Origin of the sequence: Streptomyces sp. NPDC051315 (assembly GCF_044455165.1) — a bacterium.
In the GTDB taxonomy this organism is placed as follows: Bacteria; Actinomycetota; Actinomycetes; order Streptomycetales; family Streptomycetaceae; genus Streptomyces.
The window spans coordinates 158,571-173,037 of the sequence record NZ_JBITEN010000019.1; the positions used below are offsets into that span (position 1 = coordinate 158,571).

At 71.4% G+C, this 14,467-nt stretch carries 11 protein-coding genes; 4 read left to right on the top strand and 7 right to left on the bottom strand.

The features are described from left to right. Positions 1-31: 31 nt before the first annotated feature. The 4 genes from ACIBBD_RS30890 to ACIBBD_RS30905 all read right to left on the bottom strand — a co-directional run bounded on the left by ACIBBD_RS30890 (position 32) and on the right by ACIBBD_RS30905 (position 4,568). A complete protein-coding gene (locus tag ACIBBD_RS30890) occupies positions 32-781 on the bottom strand; it encodes an MIP/aquaporin family protein (protein ID WP_399422854.1) in 750 nt (249 codons plus the stop codon). A 351-nt stretch (positions 782-1,132) separates the two neighbouring features. Continuing rightward, positions 1,133-2,788, bottom strand: a complete 1,656-nt coding sequence (locus ACIBBD_RS30895; protein ID WP_399422855.1) for an EAL domain-containing protein — start codon at positions 2,786-2,788, stop codon at positions 1,133-1,135. Between the two features lie 167 nt (positions 2,789-2,955). Further along, positions 2,956-4,146: a lipid-transfer protein gene (locus ACIBBD_RS30900; RefSeq protein ID WP_399422856.1), complete on the bottom strand. Its 1,191-nt coding sequence runs from the start codon at positions 4,144-4,146 to the stop codon at positions 2,956-2,958. Then, entirely contained in the window at positions 4,143-4,568 is a 426-nt protein-coding gene (locus ACIBBD_RS30905) for a Zn-ribbon domain-containing OB-fold protein (protein WP_399422869.1), read from the bottom strand. The genes ACIBBD_RS30900 and ACIBBD_RS30905 overlap by 4 nt, the downstream gene beginning before the upstream one ends. A gap of 162 nt (positions 4,569-4,730) precedes the next feature. Here ACIBBD_RS30905 and ACIBBD_RS30910 point away from each other — a divergent pair, with 162 nt between their 5' ends. Both ACIBBD_RS30910 and ACIBBD_RS30915 read left to right on the top strand, forming a co-directional pair. Continuing rightward, entirely contained in the window at positions 4,731-5,567 is an 837-nt protein-coding gene (locus ACIBBD_RS30910; protein ID WP_399422857.1) for a M15 family metallopeptidase, read from the top strand. A gap of 18 nt (positions 5,568-5,585) precedes the next feature. Next, entirely contained in the window at positions 5,586-6,122 is a 537-nt protein-coding gene (locus ACIBBD_RS30915; RefSeq protein ID WP_399422858.1) for an NUDIX domain-containing protein, read from the top strand. On the opposite strand, the gene ACIBBD_RS30920 is transcribed toward ACIBBD_RS30915, so the two are convergent. After that, complete coding sequence (locus ACIBBD_RS30920) at positions 6,113-8,491, bottom strand: TIM-barrel domain-containing protein (protein ID WP_399422859.1); 2,379 nt, start codon at positions 8,489-8,491, stop codon at positions 6,113-6,115. The two genes, ACIBBD_RS30915 and ACIBBD_RS30920, sit on opposite strands and share 10 nt — an antisense overlap. Before the next feature lie 213 nt (positions 8,492-8,704). Between ACIBBD_RS30920 and ACIBBD_RS30925 the strand changes: the two genes are divergently transcribed. Continuing rightward, on the top strand, positions 8,705-10,672 hold the full coding sequence (locus ACIBBD_RS30925) for an acetoacetate--CoA ligase (RefSeq protein ID WP_399422860.1): 1,968 nt from the start codon (positions 8,705-8,707) through the stop codon (positions 10,670-10,672). A 188-nt stretch (positions 10,673-10,860) separates the two neighbouring features. After that, positions 10,861-11,763: a hypothetical protein gene (locus tag ACIBBD_RS30930; protein ID WP_399422861.1), complete on the top strand. Its 903-nt coding sequence runs from the start codon at positions 10,861-10,863 to the stop codon at positions 11,761-11,763. Positions 11,764-11,851: 88 nt separating this feature from the next. On the opposite strand, the gene ptsP is transcribed toward ACIBBD_RS30930, so the two are convergent. Together ptsP and ACIBBD_RS30940 are read right to left on the bottom strand one after the other, a co-directional pair. Further along, a complete protein-coding gene (ptsP, locus tag ACIBBD_RS30935; protein WP_399422862.1) occupies positions 11,852-13,522 on the bottom strand; it encodes a phosphoenolpyruvate--protein phosphotransferase in 1,671 nt (556 codons plus the stop codon). A 77-nt stretch (positions 13,523-13,599) separates the two neighbouring features. After that, positions 13,600-14,049: a PTS glucose transporter subunit IIA gene (locus ACIBBD_RS30940; RefSeq protein ID WP_399422863.1), complete on the bottom strand. Its 450-nt coding sequence runs from the start codon at positions 14,047-14,049 to the stop codon at positions 13,600-13,602. Positions 14,050-14,467: the final 418 nt, after the last annotated feature.

Here is a 14,467-nt window from a genome sequence, read left to right on the forward strand (position 1 = left end):
CTGCTCGGATGCTGCGCTGCTCTGACGCTGCTCAGAACGCCGCGTTGTAGAGGAGGCCGGCGAGTACTCCGCCGATCAGCGGGCCGACGACCGGGATCCAGGCGTAACCCCAGTCGGAGGTTCCCTTGTTCGGGATGGGCAGGAGGGTGTGGACGATGCGTGGCCCGAGGTCACGCGCCGGGTTGATGGCGTACCCGGTGGGCCCGCCGAGGGAGAGGCCGATGCCGACGACGAGCAGGGACACGATCAGCACGAGCGTGCCGGACTGCCCGAGCCCCCTGGTCAGTCCGAAGGCGAGGATCGGCAGGACGAGCGCGACGGTCGCGATGATCTCCGTGATCAGGTTGGCGACCGGGTTCCGGATCTCGGGGATGGTGGAGAAGATGCCGAGGGTCGGCGTCGGTTCCTCGGCCGTTCCGTCCGTTGTGCCCCTCTCGCGTACGTTCGCCTGGAACTGCGCGAGGTACACCAGGTACGCGAGGACGGCGCCGAGCATCGCGCCGATGAACTGGCCCAGCAGATAGACCCAGACCTTGCCCCACGCGCCCGTGTCGACGGCGATCCCGAGCGTGACCGCCGGATTGAGATGCCCACCGGACAGCGGGGCGGCGGTGTACGCCCCCGCCAGCACCCCGAACCCCCACCCGAAGGCGATCACGATCCACCCCGACGCCCGCGCCTTGGAGTACCTGAGGGTGACGGCGGCGCAGACGCCCGCGCCGAACAGGATGAGGATCGCGGTTCCGATGACCTCGCCGACGAATACATCTCCGTTGCTCATGGCGGCTCCTAGGCCGGGCCCGGGGCGATCGGCCCCGGTGCTCCGTGCGGGTGCGGTTCCCATGGCTGCTTCGGCCAAGGCAGGGAGGTCCCGCGCCCCGCCCTGCGTCCGTGACGAGCGTGCCGTCGTAGCCGAATCGCCCGTGGGGGAGTGGGCCTTGGAACGGGGAGCCCATGCGGCGCCGTGCCTGGTACGCCGCGAATCTGCGGCGATGTCGGCTGACACCGGGAAGTGTTCACCGGCGTCCAGGGAGCGTCAAGGAGGAGGACGGCAACCGTTGGGGAAGGCGGGGCGGGCCGGCGGGGTGGTCGGCGTCCGCACGGGGGTCCCCGGGGCCGGCGCGCCGACCCCTCAGCCCACCCCCGGCTCCACCCCCACCACTCCCGGCCCCGCAGCCCCCACCGGAAGCGACCCCCGCCGTACCTCGTGCCCCGGCAGACCCGCTCGCCCCAGCACCCAACTGGCCCCGTGCAAGGCCTTCGCGGCCTTCTTCAGCGGCGCCAGGCAGGCCGCCGCCTGGCGATGGTCCGTCACGCTGCCCGGCGGGCACAGGACCGTCGCCAGCGACAGTGTGACCGGGCGTCCGCCCGCCGACCACGGTGCGTCCAGCATCGCGGCGGCCAGCTGTTCCAGGCCTTCCGGATCGGCCAGGACCAGGAAGTCGTCCCCGCCGATGTGCCCCACGTAGGTGCTCCCCGACGCCGCGGTCCGCAACGCTCGTCCCACCGAGCGGATCAGCTCGTCCCCGGCCGCGAAGCCGGCCCCGTCGTTGACCTGCTTGAAGTGATCGACGTCCAGCCAGCTCAGCGCGAACGTCCGCGCGTCCGCGATCCGCCGGTCCACCTCGCCGGTGATCGCGTCGGAACCGGGCAGCCGCGTCAGCGGATTGAGCCCCGCCGCCTCCTCGATCCGCGTCTCGGCCAGCGCCCGCACCAGGTCGCCGAGCCGGACGACACCCACGCACCGCCCGTGGTGGTCGACGACGGCCACGTCGTCGGAGGTACGGCTCCGGCCGCCGACGGCGACCACGTCCAGCACCTCCCACGCCGTCGCGTCGACGCCCACCGTCCGCGGCGGATCACCGAGTTTTGCGGCCGGCCGGTCGGCGTACAGGGCGTGTCCGTAACGTCCCGACATCGACAGCAGGAACCGCGAGCGGTGCACGGACCGGACGGGAACGCCCGCCCGGTCCACCAGCAGTACCCCGGACACGTCCGGCGACCCGGTCAGCAGCGCCCGCACCTGACCGGCGGAGGCACCGGCCGGCAGCAGCGCGGCCGGCCGGACGAACTCCCGCACCGAGGGCCCCGACCGGGGCGCCGACACCGTCCCGGGGGAACGCGGCGGCACGTACACGTCGGCCGCGGGCAGCCGGGCCGGGGGTGCGAACAGCTGCCCCTGGGCGAGCTGCGCACCCGCCGACCGCGCCGCAGCGCACTGCAGTTCGGTCTCCACACCCTCGACCGCCAGCAGGGCTCCCAGTTCGTCGCACAGCGTCCGCATCGCCCGTACCGCCGCCGGTCGCGCCAGCAGGGACGCGTCGAGCTTCACCAGGTCCGGCGCGATGTCCGTGAGCAGCCGCAGCGGTACGTCCCCGTCCCCGACGCCGTCCGCACTGATCCGGAAGCCCTGCTCCCGCAGCGCGGCCAGCGCCTCCAGCAGCGCGCGGTGCGGCACGTGGGTGTACGGCGGGACGACGTCGAGCGTCACCTCCCACGGCAGCCGCCCCGCCTCCCGCACGGCGTCGTGCAGCGGGGTCAGACCGCCGAGGTCGGCCAGGGTCCCGGCGAACACGTTCACGTGCAGGGGCAGCAGCGTCTCCCTGCGCGCGGCGGCCCGCACCGCCAACACAGCCAGCCGACCGTCGAGTTCGGCATCCCGCCGGGCCTGCGCCAGCACGTCGCCGGTTTCCGGTCGGGCGAGTAACTCCAGTCCTGCCACACCTCCGGTGGCCAGGTTGACCACCGGCTGGAAGGCGAAGCGGAGAGTATCCGTCCAGGAGTGCACGGGAGCATGATGGCGCCGCGGGCGTGCGCCCAGGCGCAGTTCATGAGACGTTCACGCAGGATTCCCGAGTGATCACAGAGCGTCAGAAGGTCCTGGTGGGCGGGCGGTCGGCCGCGAGCGGCGTCTGTGTGAGGTGCCCACGTGTTTCGGGGCCTCCCGTCTCTCCCTCACCGCACGGCGACCACCGCCGAACCATGCCCGAAGAGTCCCTGGTTCGCCGTGAGGCCCACGCGCGCGCCGCTGACCTGACGGTCGCCCGCCTGCCCCCTCAGCTGCCACGTCACCTCGCAGACCTGGGCGATCGCCTGGGCCGGCACCGCCTCGCCGAACGAGGCCAGCCCACCGCTCGGGTTCACCGGTATGCGGCCGCCCGGCGCCGTCACGCCGTCCCGCAACAGCTTGGCCCCCTCGCCCTCGCCGCACAGCGCCAGGTCCTCGTACCACTGCAACTCCAGTGCCGTGGACAGGTCGTAGACCTCGGCCAGGGACAGATCCTCGGGTCCGACGCCCGCCTCCTCGTAGGCGGCCGCGGCGATCGACGCCCTGAAGGTCTCGTCGGCCGGCTCCACCGCCCTCGCCGAGTCGGTCGCGATGTCCGGCAGGTCCAGCACCGTACGGGGGTAACGGGGCGTGACGGTGGCCACCGCCCGGATCCGTACCGGATCCGCTGCCCCGTGGCGCCGCGCGAACTCCATGCTGGACAGCACCACCGCCGCCCCGCCGTCCGAGGTGGCGCAGATGTCCAGCAGCCGCAGCGGATCGGCCACCACCGCGGACGCGGCGACCTCGTCGGCGGTGACCCGCGCGCGGTAGCGCGCGTTCGGATTGAGCGCCCCCATCGCGGCGTTCTTCACCTTGACCCGGGCGAAGTCGTCCGGCGTGTCCCCGTGCACCGCCATGCGCCGACGCGCGTACAGCCCGAAGTACGCCGGATTGGTCGCGCCGAGCACCCGGAACCGCAGCCAGTCGGGGTCGTCCGGCCGGTCCCCACCGGCGGGGCGGAAGAAACCCTTGGGCGCGGCGTCGGCCCCCACCACCAGCACCACGTCCGACAGTCCCGCGAGAATCTGCGTCCGCGCCGCGTCGATCGCCTGGGCCCCCGACGCGCACGCCGCGTACACACTCGTCACCCTGGCCCCCTGCCAGCCCAGCGCCTTCGCGAACGTCGCCCCGGCCACATACCCCGGATAGCCGCCACGCACCGTGTCCGCGCCGACGACCGCACCGACCTCCCGCCAGTCCACACCGGCGTCGGCCAGCGCCGCACGCGCCGCCGCCACGCCGTACTCGACGAAGCCGCGCCCCCACTTGCCCCAGGGGTGCATCCCCACGCCGAGCACCGCCACGTCCGCCGTCATCCCCTCACCCCCGTCGGCCGCCAGTGCCAGGTCGTCCAGGTCGCCTCCGCGTCCTCGTGGAGCACTCCGGGGACGACCTCCACCTCCATGCCCACCGTCAGATCGGCGACGGTGACCCCGGGAACCGCCTGTCCCAGCACCACCATCCGCTCGGACTCCAGCTCCACAGCGATCAACGCGTACGGCTGCCACGGAAGTTCCGGGTCGCTCACGTAGGGTGACGGAGGCCGGTACCGGGTGTCCGTGTACGACCACACGCGCCCCCGACGCGAGAGCGGGACCTCCACCAAATCGCCGCTTCCGCAGTCCGGACGGCGGCAGCGCGTGTCCTCGCGGGGGAAGAAGACCGATCCGCAGGCCGAGCAGCGCGTCCCGAGCAGCCTGAAGTCGTCCCCGTCCCCGGTGAACCACCCGGCGACCACGGGTATGCGTGTATGTGACACGGGCCCTCCTCGGCAGCGATATCTGACGGAGCGTCAGAAGTGTGTCACGCGTACGGCAAAAGGGGCAGGCGCCGCGTACCAGGTCCGGATCGCATGCGATCGCTTCCCCCACGGAACCCCGCCCTGATAGACGCAGGAGACATGACACGACTCTCCAGCGCTGTACGCGGTGCCGTCACCGTGATCGCCGCCCTGCTGACCGTGACCGCCGCCTCCACCACCGCGCGGGCCCACACCGACCCCGAGGCCCCGGCGGACTTCGTCGCCCTGAGGACCGTGGACCCGACGATCCTCCAGGAGATGCGCTACTTCACCCCGCACAACTTCGTCGGCACCCGCATCGACGGCTACCGCCGGCCGCTGTGCATCCTCACGCGCCCGGCCGCCGAAGCCCTCCACAAGGCGCAGACGAAGCTCTTGCGCCAGGGATACACGCTCAAGGTGTACGACTGCTACCGGCCGCAGCGCGCCGTGAACCACTTCGTCCGCTGGGCGCAGGATCTCGACGACGAGGCGATGAAAGGCGAGTTCTACCCCGACGTCGACAAGTCCCGTCTGTTCGCGGATGGTTACATCGCCGAGAAATCCGGTCACAGCCGCGGCTCGACCCTCGACCTCACGCTTGTGAGGCTCCCGGCACGACCGAGCAGGCCCTACGTCCCCGGTGAAGTGCTCGTGCCGTGCTACGCGCCGCAGGATGAACGATTCCCGGACAACTCCGTCGACATGGGCACCGGTTTCGACTGCTTCGACACCCTCAGCCACACCCTCGACCCGCGCGTCCAGGGCGAGCAACGCGCCAACCGGCTGCTCCTCAAGGACACCCTCGAGGAGTTCGGCTTCGTCAACCTCGCCGAGGAGTGGTGGCACTACACCTTCAAGCCCGAGCCGTACCCGGACACCTACTTCGACTTCCCCGTCTCCGCCAAGTCGCTCGCGAAGGCGTCGCGGACACCCACGCGCGACGCCCTCATATGATCGGATACAGTCCGCCGCGTGTCCGAAACTCATCACTCCACTTCCAACTCCCCGCGCGGCTCCCACTGTTCGAGCTGCGGAGCGCCCTACGGGGAGGGCGTCACCGGCTGGCCCCGCACCTGCCCGGCCTGCGCCACCGTGGCCTACCGCAACCCGCTGCCGGTCGCGATCGCGCTCCAGCCCGTGTACGACACGAAGGGCACCGCCCTGGTCGTCATCACCCGAACCATCGGCCCCGCGCGCGGGGGCATCGCCCTGCCCGGCGGGTACATCGACGACCGTGAGGACTGGCGCCAGGCCGTCGTCCGTGAACTCAAGGAGGAGACGGGCATCGACGCCGCGAGCCGCGACGTACGCCTCGCGGACGCCATGAGCTCCCCCGACGGCCACCTCCTCCTCTTCGGTCTCCTGCCGGAACGCCCCGCGGAGCAGCTGCCGGCGTCCGCCACCACGGACGAGACCGAGGGCTGGCACCTTCTGCGCAGGCCGGAGGAGCTGGCCTTCCCGCTGCACACGCTCGCCGTGCGGGCGTTCTTCGAGGGCCGCTACGTCTGAGAGGGCCCACCGAGCCCGCGCACGCGGACAGGGTGGGACGGCTCGCGCACGCCGTCCTCACCCTCCCGCTCGACGACGACCCTCCGACCGCCCTTCCAACGGACGACGTACCGCTCGATCTCCGGCTCGTCCCAGCCGTCACCGGCGTCCTGCACCACCAGGCCGCCCCCGGTCCGTCCCCGGGCCGGCGCCCACACCTCCAGTTCCAGCCCGCCGTCCTCCCCTCGCACCGGTATGACGGCACCCGCGCGCGCGAGCACCGGAATGCGCGCCAGCGGAGCGTCGACGAGAACCTGCCCCGGCCCCTCGTAGGCCTTCCCCGTCGCCGTGTCGTACCAGAGCCCCCTCGGCAACTGCACCGCCCGCCGGTCCGCGCCCGGGTCGAGCACCGGCGCCACCAGAAGACAGTCACCCAGCAGAAAAGCGTCCTCACAGTCCCGCAGCGCCCGGTCCTCGGGCGCTCCCCACCACACCGGACGCACATAGGGAGCCCCCGTACGCCGGGCCAGATGCGCCAGTGTCATGAAGTACGGCAGCAGCCGCCTGCGTTCGACGAGCGCCACACGCGCGTGCTCCAGCACCTCGGTCCCGAACTCCCACGGCTCCCTGCGTCCCGCCCGCGGACCCGCGTGCGTCCGGAACAGCGGCAGATACGCACCCAGCTGGAACCACCGCAGATACAGCTCGGGAGAGGGACTGCCGTCGAAACCGCCCACGTCCGGTCCCGAGTACGGCACCCCGCACAACCCGAGCCCCAGGACCAGCGACAGCGACGCCCGCAGACCGGGCCAGCCCGTGGCGACGTCGCCGGACCACGCGCCGCCATACCGTTGAAGGCCGACCCAGCCCGAGCGGGAGAAGACGAACGGCCGCTCCTCCGGCAACAGGTTCCTCAGCCCCTCATGACCGGCCTGCGCCATGCACAGCCCGTAGACGTTGTGCGCCTCGCGGTGATCGCCGCCCCGCCCGTCCAGGGCGTGCCGGGCCGACCGGGGGAGCGTCGACTCCCCGAAGGCGGTGAACGACGTCGGCTCGTTCATGTCGTGCCAGAACCCGGAGAACCCCTGGGCGAGCCGCTCCGCGTAGAGGCCTCCCCACCAGGTCCGCACGCGCGCGTCGGTGAAGTCCGGGTAGACCGCCTCGCCGGGCCGGACCACGCCCTCGACGACCCGCCCGGACGCGTCCCGCACGAAGACGTCCTCGGCGACCCCGCTGTCGTAGACCGCGTTGCCCGGCGCGGCCTTCACCCCCGGATCGACGATCGACACCAGACGGATCCCGTCCCGCCGCAGCTCGTCGGCGAACACCGGCAGCTTGGGAAAGCGCTCCTGATCGACGGTGAACACCTGGTGGCCGTCGAGGTGGTCGATGTCCAGATGGACCGCGTCGAGCGGCAGAGCGCGCTCCTGGTAGCCCGCCACGACGCGCCGCACCTCCTGCTCGCTCCCGAAGCCCCAGCGCGCGTGGTGATGACCGAGCGCCCACCCGGGCGGCAGTGCCGGCGCCCCGGTGAGCGAGGCCCACGCGAGCAGCACGCGCGCGGGAGTGCCCACCATCACCCAGCAGCGCAGGGAGCCACCGTCCATCCGCAGCGTCGACGTCCCGGCCCGGTCGTGCCCGGAACCGGCCCCCTCCTCACCCTCCCGCAGGGTCACCGTGCCGTCCCAGGTGGTGTCGTGGAACACCAGGTGCGTGGTCGCGTCGGCCACCACCACCTGCACCGGCATCGTCAGGTACAGAGGATCGTCCCCACGGCCGAACGGGCGCCCCGGATCCGTGTTCCACAGCCGGTACGTCCCGTCACGCAGACGCGGCCCCGACGCCCGCCCGCCGAGCCCGAAGAAACGGGCGTCCGCCGCCACCTCCGACCGCTGCATCCAGCGCCCCGGGCCGCCGCCCTGCGGCTCCCACCACCGGGGCGGCTGCTCACGCCGCACCGTCACGCCTCCCGGCGTGCGCACCTCGATCGCCCCGTGCCGCGAGACCACGACCGTCACCCGCTCGGCGACGACCCGCCACCCACCGTCCTTGTCCGGCTCCAGCACCGCCCGCGGATCCGCCTCCGGACAGCGCCCGGCCAGCGCGTACGACGGCTCGGGCCCGGCCCCGTCCCAGCCCCAGAACACCGCTCCGTTCACGGCGACCTGGATCCGCAGCTCCGAGCGGCTGAACCGGACCGTCCCCCCACCGGGCCCCGGCTCCACCTCCTGCATCTGCCCCGGCACCCGCGCCCGCTCGCCGCCCCGCGCCGGCAGCCCGGTGGCGTCGGCGCGCCGCCTGCGCCACGCGGCCCGTACGGTACGCAACCCCTGGGCCGCCCCCGCAGAACCGACCACTCTCATCGAACGCACCAGGTCACGACCGTCCATGCTGCTCACCCTGCCACTGACCGCCTCACGCGCGCGTGTCGTTCAACTGCCGTTCACCCGTGGCGGGACCACATCTTCACGACATGGACTGTGTGGGGCACACCCTGGTGTACAAGTCGATCACATGGCATCGTCCGTGTCAGCCGCGTCACGCGCACAACCCAGCACGTGCGCGGACGACGCACACGACGCGCACAGTCCGGGAGCCGCCCCATGTCGACCGTGAACCCCGAGCCGCTCTGGCGGCCCGACCCCCAGCGCATCGCCCAGGCCCAGGTCACCAGGTTCCACTCCTGGGCGGCCGAACACCACGGAGCCCCGTCCGAAGGCGGCTATCCGGCCCTGCACCGCTGGTCCGTCGACGAACTGGAGACGTTCTGGAAAGCCGTCACCGAGTGGTTCGACGTACGGTTCTCCACGCCCTACGCGCGCGTGCTGGGCGACCGCTCCATGCCCGGCGCCCAGTGGTTCCCCGAGGCGACGCTCAACTACGCCGAGCACGCCCTGCGCGCCAGTGCCACCCGCGCGGACGAACCGGCCCTCCTGTATGTCGACGAGACCCAGGAACCGCGCCCGGTGACCTGGTCCGAGCTGCGCCGCCAGGTCGGCTCCCTCGCCACCGAGCTGCGCGCCCTCGGCGTCCGCCCCGGTGACCGGGTCAGCGGCTACCTCCCGAACATCCCGCAGTCCGTCGTCGCTCTCCTGGCCACCGCGGCCGTGGGCGGCGTCTGGACCTCCTGCGCCCCCGACTTCGGTGCCCGCAGCGTCCTCGACCGCTTCCAGCAGGTCGAACCCGTCGTCCTGTTCACCGTCGACGGCTACCGCTACGGCGGCAAGGAGCACGACCGCCGCGACGTCGTCGCCGAACTGCGCCGGGAGCTGCCCACCCTGCGCGCGGTGGTCCACATCCCCCTCCTGGACACCGAGGCGCCCGAAGGGGCCCTGGAGTGGTCGGCCCTGACGGCCGCGGACGAGGACCCCGTCTTCGAGCAGGTGCCCTTCGACCACCCCCTGTGGGTGCTCTACTCCTCCGGCACGACGGGCCTGCCCAAGGCCATCGTCCAGTCCCAGGGCGGCATCCTGGTCGAACACCTCAAGCAGCTGGGGCTGCACTGCGACCTGGGCCCCGAGGATCGTTTCTTCTGGTACACCTCGACCGGCTGGATGATGTGGAACTTCCTCGTCTCCGGCCTCCTGACCGGCACCACCGTCGTTCTCTACGACGGCAGCCCCGGATACCCCGACACGGCCGCCCAGTGGCGCGTCGCCGAACGCACCGGGGCCACCCTCTACGGCACCTCCGCGGCCTACGTCATGGCCTGCCGCAAGGCCGACGTCCACCCCTCCCGCGACTTCGACCTCTCCACGGTGCGGTGCGTCGCGACCACCGGCTCCCCGCTCCCGCCCGACGGGTTCCGCTGGCTGCACGACGAGGTCCGGGACGACCTGTGGATCGCCTCCGTCAGCGGCGGCACGGACGTGTGCTCCTGCTTCGCCGGAGCCGTCCCGACCCTTCCCGTGTACACCGGCGAGCTCCAGGCCCCCTGCCTCGGCACCGACCTGCAGTCCTGGGACCCCGCCGGCCGTCCCGTCATCGACGAGGTCGGCGAACTGGTCGTCATCAACCCCATGCCGTCCATGCCGGTCCACTTCTGGAACGACCCCGACGGCAGCCGCTACCACGACAGCTACTTCGACACCTACCCCGGCGTCTGGCGCCACGGCGACTGGATCACCGTCACCTCGCGCGGCTCCGTCGTCATCCACGGCCGCTCCGACTCGACGCTCAACCGCCAGGGCGTACGCATGGGCTCGGCCGACATCTACGAAGCCGTCGAGCGACTCCCCGAAATCAAGGAATCCCTGGTCATCGGCATCGAACAGCCCGACGGCGGCTACTGGATGCCCCTCTTCGTCCACCTCGCACCGGGAGCCGCTCTCGACGAGGCGCTCCTCAACCGCATCAAACAGACCATCCGCGAACAGCTCTCCCCCCGCCACGTCCCCGACGAGATCATCGAGGTGCCCGGAGTCCCGCACACCCTCACCGGGAAACGCATCGAGGTCCCGGTCAAACGCCTCCTGCAGGGCACTCCCCTGGAGAAGGCGGTCAACCCCGGCTCCATCGACAACCTCGACCTCCTGCACTTCTACGAGGACCTCGCGCGCAAGCGGGCCTGACGACGCCACTCGCCGTCACGGCGACGATCACCATTGCATCCCGCGGAGGGCCGGCCGCGACGAAACCACCGTCCTGACCTGTGCGTTTCGCCCATCATCCGGTGTGGGACCGGCCCGCCCGGGACCCGCTGTCAGTGCCGTCGATTACTGTGAGTGAGCATTGATCGACTGTGCACACAGGGGGAACCATGGCACACACCGACCCCCAGACCATGCGACGCGTTCTGCGCCGTGAAATCGCCGGCACCATCGGCCTGCTCACCGACGAACACGACTTCCGTGCCATGCGGCGCTACCGCAGCTTCACCTTCGATGACCACGCCACCTACCTCCAACAGGTCGAGGACCTCCTCAAGACCCGCGCCCTCCAGGGCATCCACACGACGGTGGCCCTGTTCGATCCCCAGGAGTACGCCGAGTTCTGCACCGCCAAGGGCCTCGACCCCGACGTCCCGGCCCATCGCACCCGCTTCACCGCGGAACTCGCGACGACCGGCCCCACCCTTCCCTACGAGGGCCAGCCGCTGGCCGACCTCGTCCCCGCCCTCGTCGACGAAGCCGTCCGGCAGGCGACCTGGGAGTACGCGGCCACTCTCCTGGCCCGCCTCGGCGCCTGCGCGACCTGCGGAGAGGACCTTGGCCGCGCCGCCTTCGCACGCGCCTCGGACCTCCTCCTCCGCATCCTCGACACCGCGCCACCGGGCAACCGGCACCTCGTCTGCAGCGTCACGGGGACACCGGAAACCCTCGTCGCCGTCCTCCACGCCGACCAGGCGCCGAACGGCACCACTCCACTCGACGAGGCCGAGGCCCTCGAGTTCACCACCGTCCTCGCACTCGGCCTCGCCACCCAGAGCCCGGGCGGCCTGGTCATGCGCACCAGCGCCCCAGGCGCCCCCGACCGGATCTACGGATGGCGGCTGCGCGGTGACGGCCTCGAACCCCTGACGGCCGGCGAGGTCTTCGACGCCTACTGCACCGACGTCGAGTCCGGAGACCTGATCTCACCCGAGTCCAACGTCGACTACTGCGCGCCCCCCGACCTGGGCCAGGAAGAACGGCAAGGTCCGACGCCGGGCCACCACCACTGAACTGACCACTGACCACGACAAGGGGCGCCCCACCCGAAGGCGGAGCGCCCCTGTTCACCAGCCGAACGCCGACTCGGCCCGACTCCCCCTACTCACCGGACAGCACGGCCTGCGCCGCGCTCCGCGCTTCCTCGGCACTGTCAGTCGCGCGCGCGGCCGCAGCCGCCCGCTCGCACTGCGCCAACGTGTACTTCGCCAGCGTCGCCCGGACGTAGGGAATCGACGCCGAACCCATGGACAGGGAGGTGACCCCCAGACCGGTCAGCACACACGCGAGCAGCGGGTCGGACGCAGCCTCGCCACACACACCACAGCTCTTGCCCTCGGCCTTCGCCGCCTCGGCGGACAACGCCACCAGGTCGAGCAGCGCGGGCTGCCACGGATCCTGCAGGCGGGACACCGCACCCACCTGACGGTCGGCGGCGAAGGTGTACTGCGCGAGGTCGTTCGTGCCCAGCGAAAGGAACTCGACCTCCTGCAGGATCGAGCGGGCCCGCAGCGCGGCCGACGGGATCTCGACCATCGCCCCGAACTTCGCCCGCAGCCCCGCCGCCCTGCATGCGTCCGCGAACGCCCTGGCATCGGCGCGGTCGGCCACCATCGGGGCCATCACCTCGAGGTAGACCGGCAGGCCCTCGGCCGCCTTCGCCAGCGCCGTCAGCTGGGTGCGCAGAATCTCCGGGTGGTCCAGCAGCGTCCGCAGACCACGCACGCCCAGCGCCGGGTTCGGCTCGTCGGAGGGGGTCAGGAAGTCCAGCGGTTTGTCCGCACCCGCGTCCAGCACGCGCACGACGACCCGCCCCTCGGGGAACGCCTCGAGCACCTGCCGATAGGCCTCGACCTGCTTCTCCTCGGACGGCGCGTTCCTGCTGTCGTCGAGGAAGAGGAACTCGGTACGGAACAGACCGACACCCTCGGCGCCCGCCTCGACGGCGGCCGGCACGTCGGTGGGCCCGCCGACGTTCGCCAGCAGCGGCACCTTGTGACCGTCGGCGGTGACGCCCGGCCCGGTCGAGGCGGCGAGCGCCGCTTTGCGCTCCGCGGCCGCGGCCTCGAGCTGTGCCTTCTTGTCGTCGCTCGGGTTGACGAAGATCTCGCCGGTGCTGCCGTCCACGGCGATCACGGTGCCCTCGACGAGCTCACCGGCACCGGGCAGCGCCACGACGGCCGGCACACCCAGCGCCCGCGCCAGAATCGCGCTGTGGCTCGTCGGCCCGCCTTCCTCGGTGACGAACCCGAGCACGAGCGTCGGATCCAGCAGAGCGGTGTCGGCCGGAGCCAGGTCCCGGGCGACGAGCACGTACGGCTCGTCACTGTCCGGGACACCCGGCATCGGAACGCCCAGCAGACGGGCGACGATACGATTCCGCACATCGTCGAGGTCGGCCACGCGACCCGCGAGGTACTCCCCGGCACCTGCGAGCAGCTCGCGGTAGGCGGCAAACGCGTCGTACACGGCACGCTCGGCCGTGCTCCCCACGGCGATACGCCGGTCCACGTCCGCCATCAGCTCAGGGTCCTGAGCCATCATGGCCTGCGCCTCGAGCACCGCCTGGGCTTCGCCGCCGGCCAGATTGCCGCGCGCGGTCAGGTCGGCTGCCACAGCATCCACGGCCTTGCGGGCGCGCCCCTGCTCACGCTCCGCGTCCTCGGCCGGGATCTGCTTGGCGGGCGGTTCGAGCACCGCCGTCCCCATGTGTCGAACCTCGCCGATCGCCACCCCGTGGCTTACGCCGACGCCTCGCAGCGTTGTCTCCATCTCACCCGTCTCCGGTAGTGCGGCGGGTCCCGCCGCCGCGGTGGTTGTGCTGAGTGCCGCCCCGTGGCGACTTTGGCTCAGTGCCAGGAAAAGAGGACGTCGCCCGTCTTGACGTCGCCGTCTTCGCGCAGCTCGGCGAGGGCGTCGGCGGTGGCTTCCAGAGCGACGACCGGGCAGATCGCCGATTTGCCGGCTTCTTCCACCGCTACCGGGTTCCAGCGCACGATGCCCTGTCCTCGCGTCACGGTGTCGCCCTTGTTGACGAGGAGCTCGAAGCCCTCGCCGTTGAGCTGCACGGTGTCGATACCGAGGTGCGTGAGCACCCCATGGCCATGGGCGTCGACCACCACGAAGGCGTGGGGATGGAGGGAGACGATGACTCCGTCCACAGGTGCGACAGCCTCGGAAGGCTCACGCACCGGGTCGATCGCCGTACCCGGGCCGACCATGGCCCCGGAGAAGACCGGATCCGGCACTGAGGCCAGTCCGATGGCGCGTCCTGCCAGCGGGGACGTCACGGTGGTCATGGGAAGCCTCCCAGGGGTGGAGATGTATATGGGCCGTCACTGCCAGTCCCGGACGGCGCACTGTGCAGCAGGGTATGTCAGATGAAGTGCCGGTTCCGCACGAGAGTCCGTCCGTGGTCTAGACCACTACCCTAAGGGATTTGCACCGGCTCCGCGCCCCGGTGTACAGTCGTACTCCTGCTTGAGGGTGAGCGACGCGACGAGCGCGCTTGACCAAGCGGCAACCAACTCACCGGATCCTAATCTTTGGATCATCTTCTGCATGTCTGCGGGAGGGTGGTCAGAGGGACGGAAAATCCCTGGTAGGGTTGGAAACGCAAGACCGAAGGGAAGCGCCCGGAGGAAAGCCGCGAGAGAGTCTCTCGGGTGAGTACAAAGGAAGCGTCCGTTCCTTGAGAACTCAACAGCGTGCCAAAAG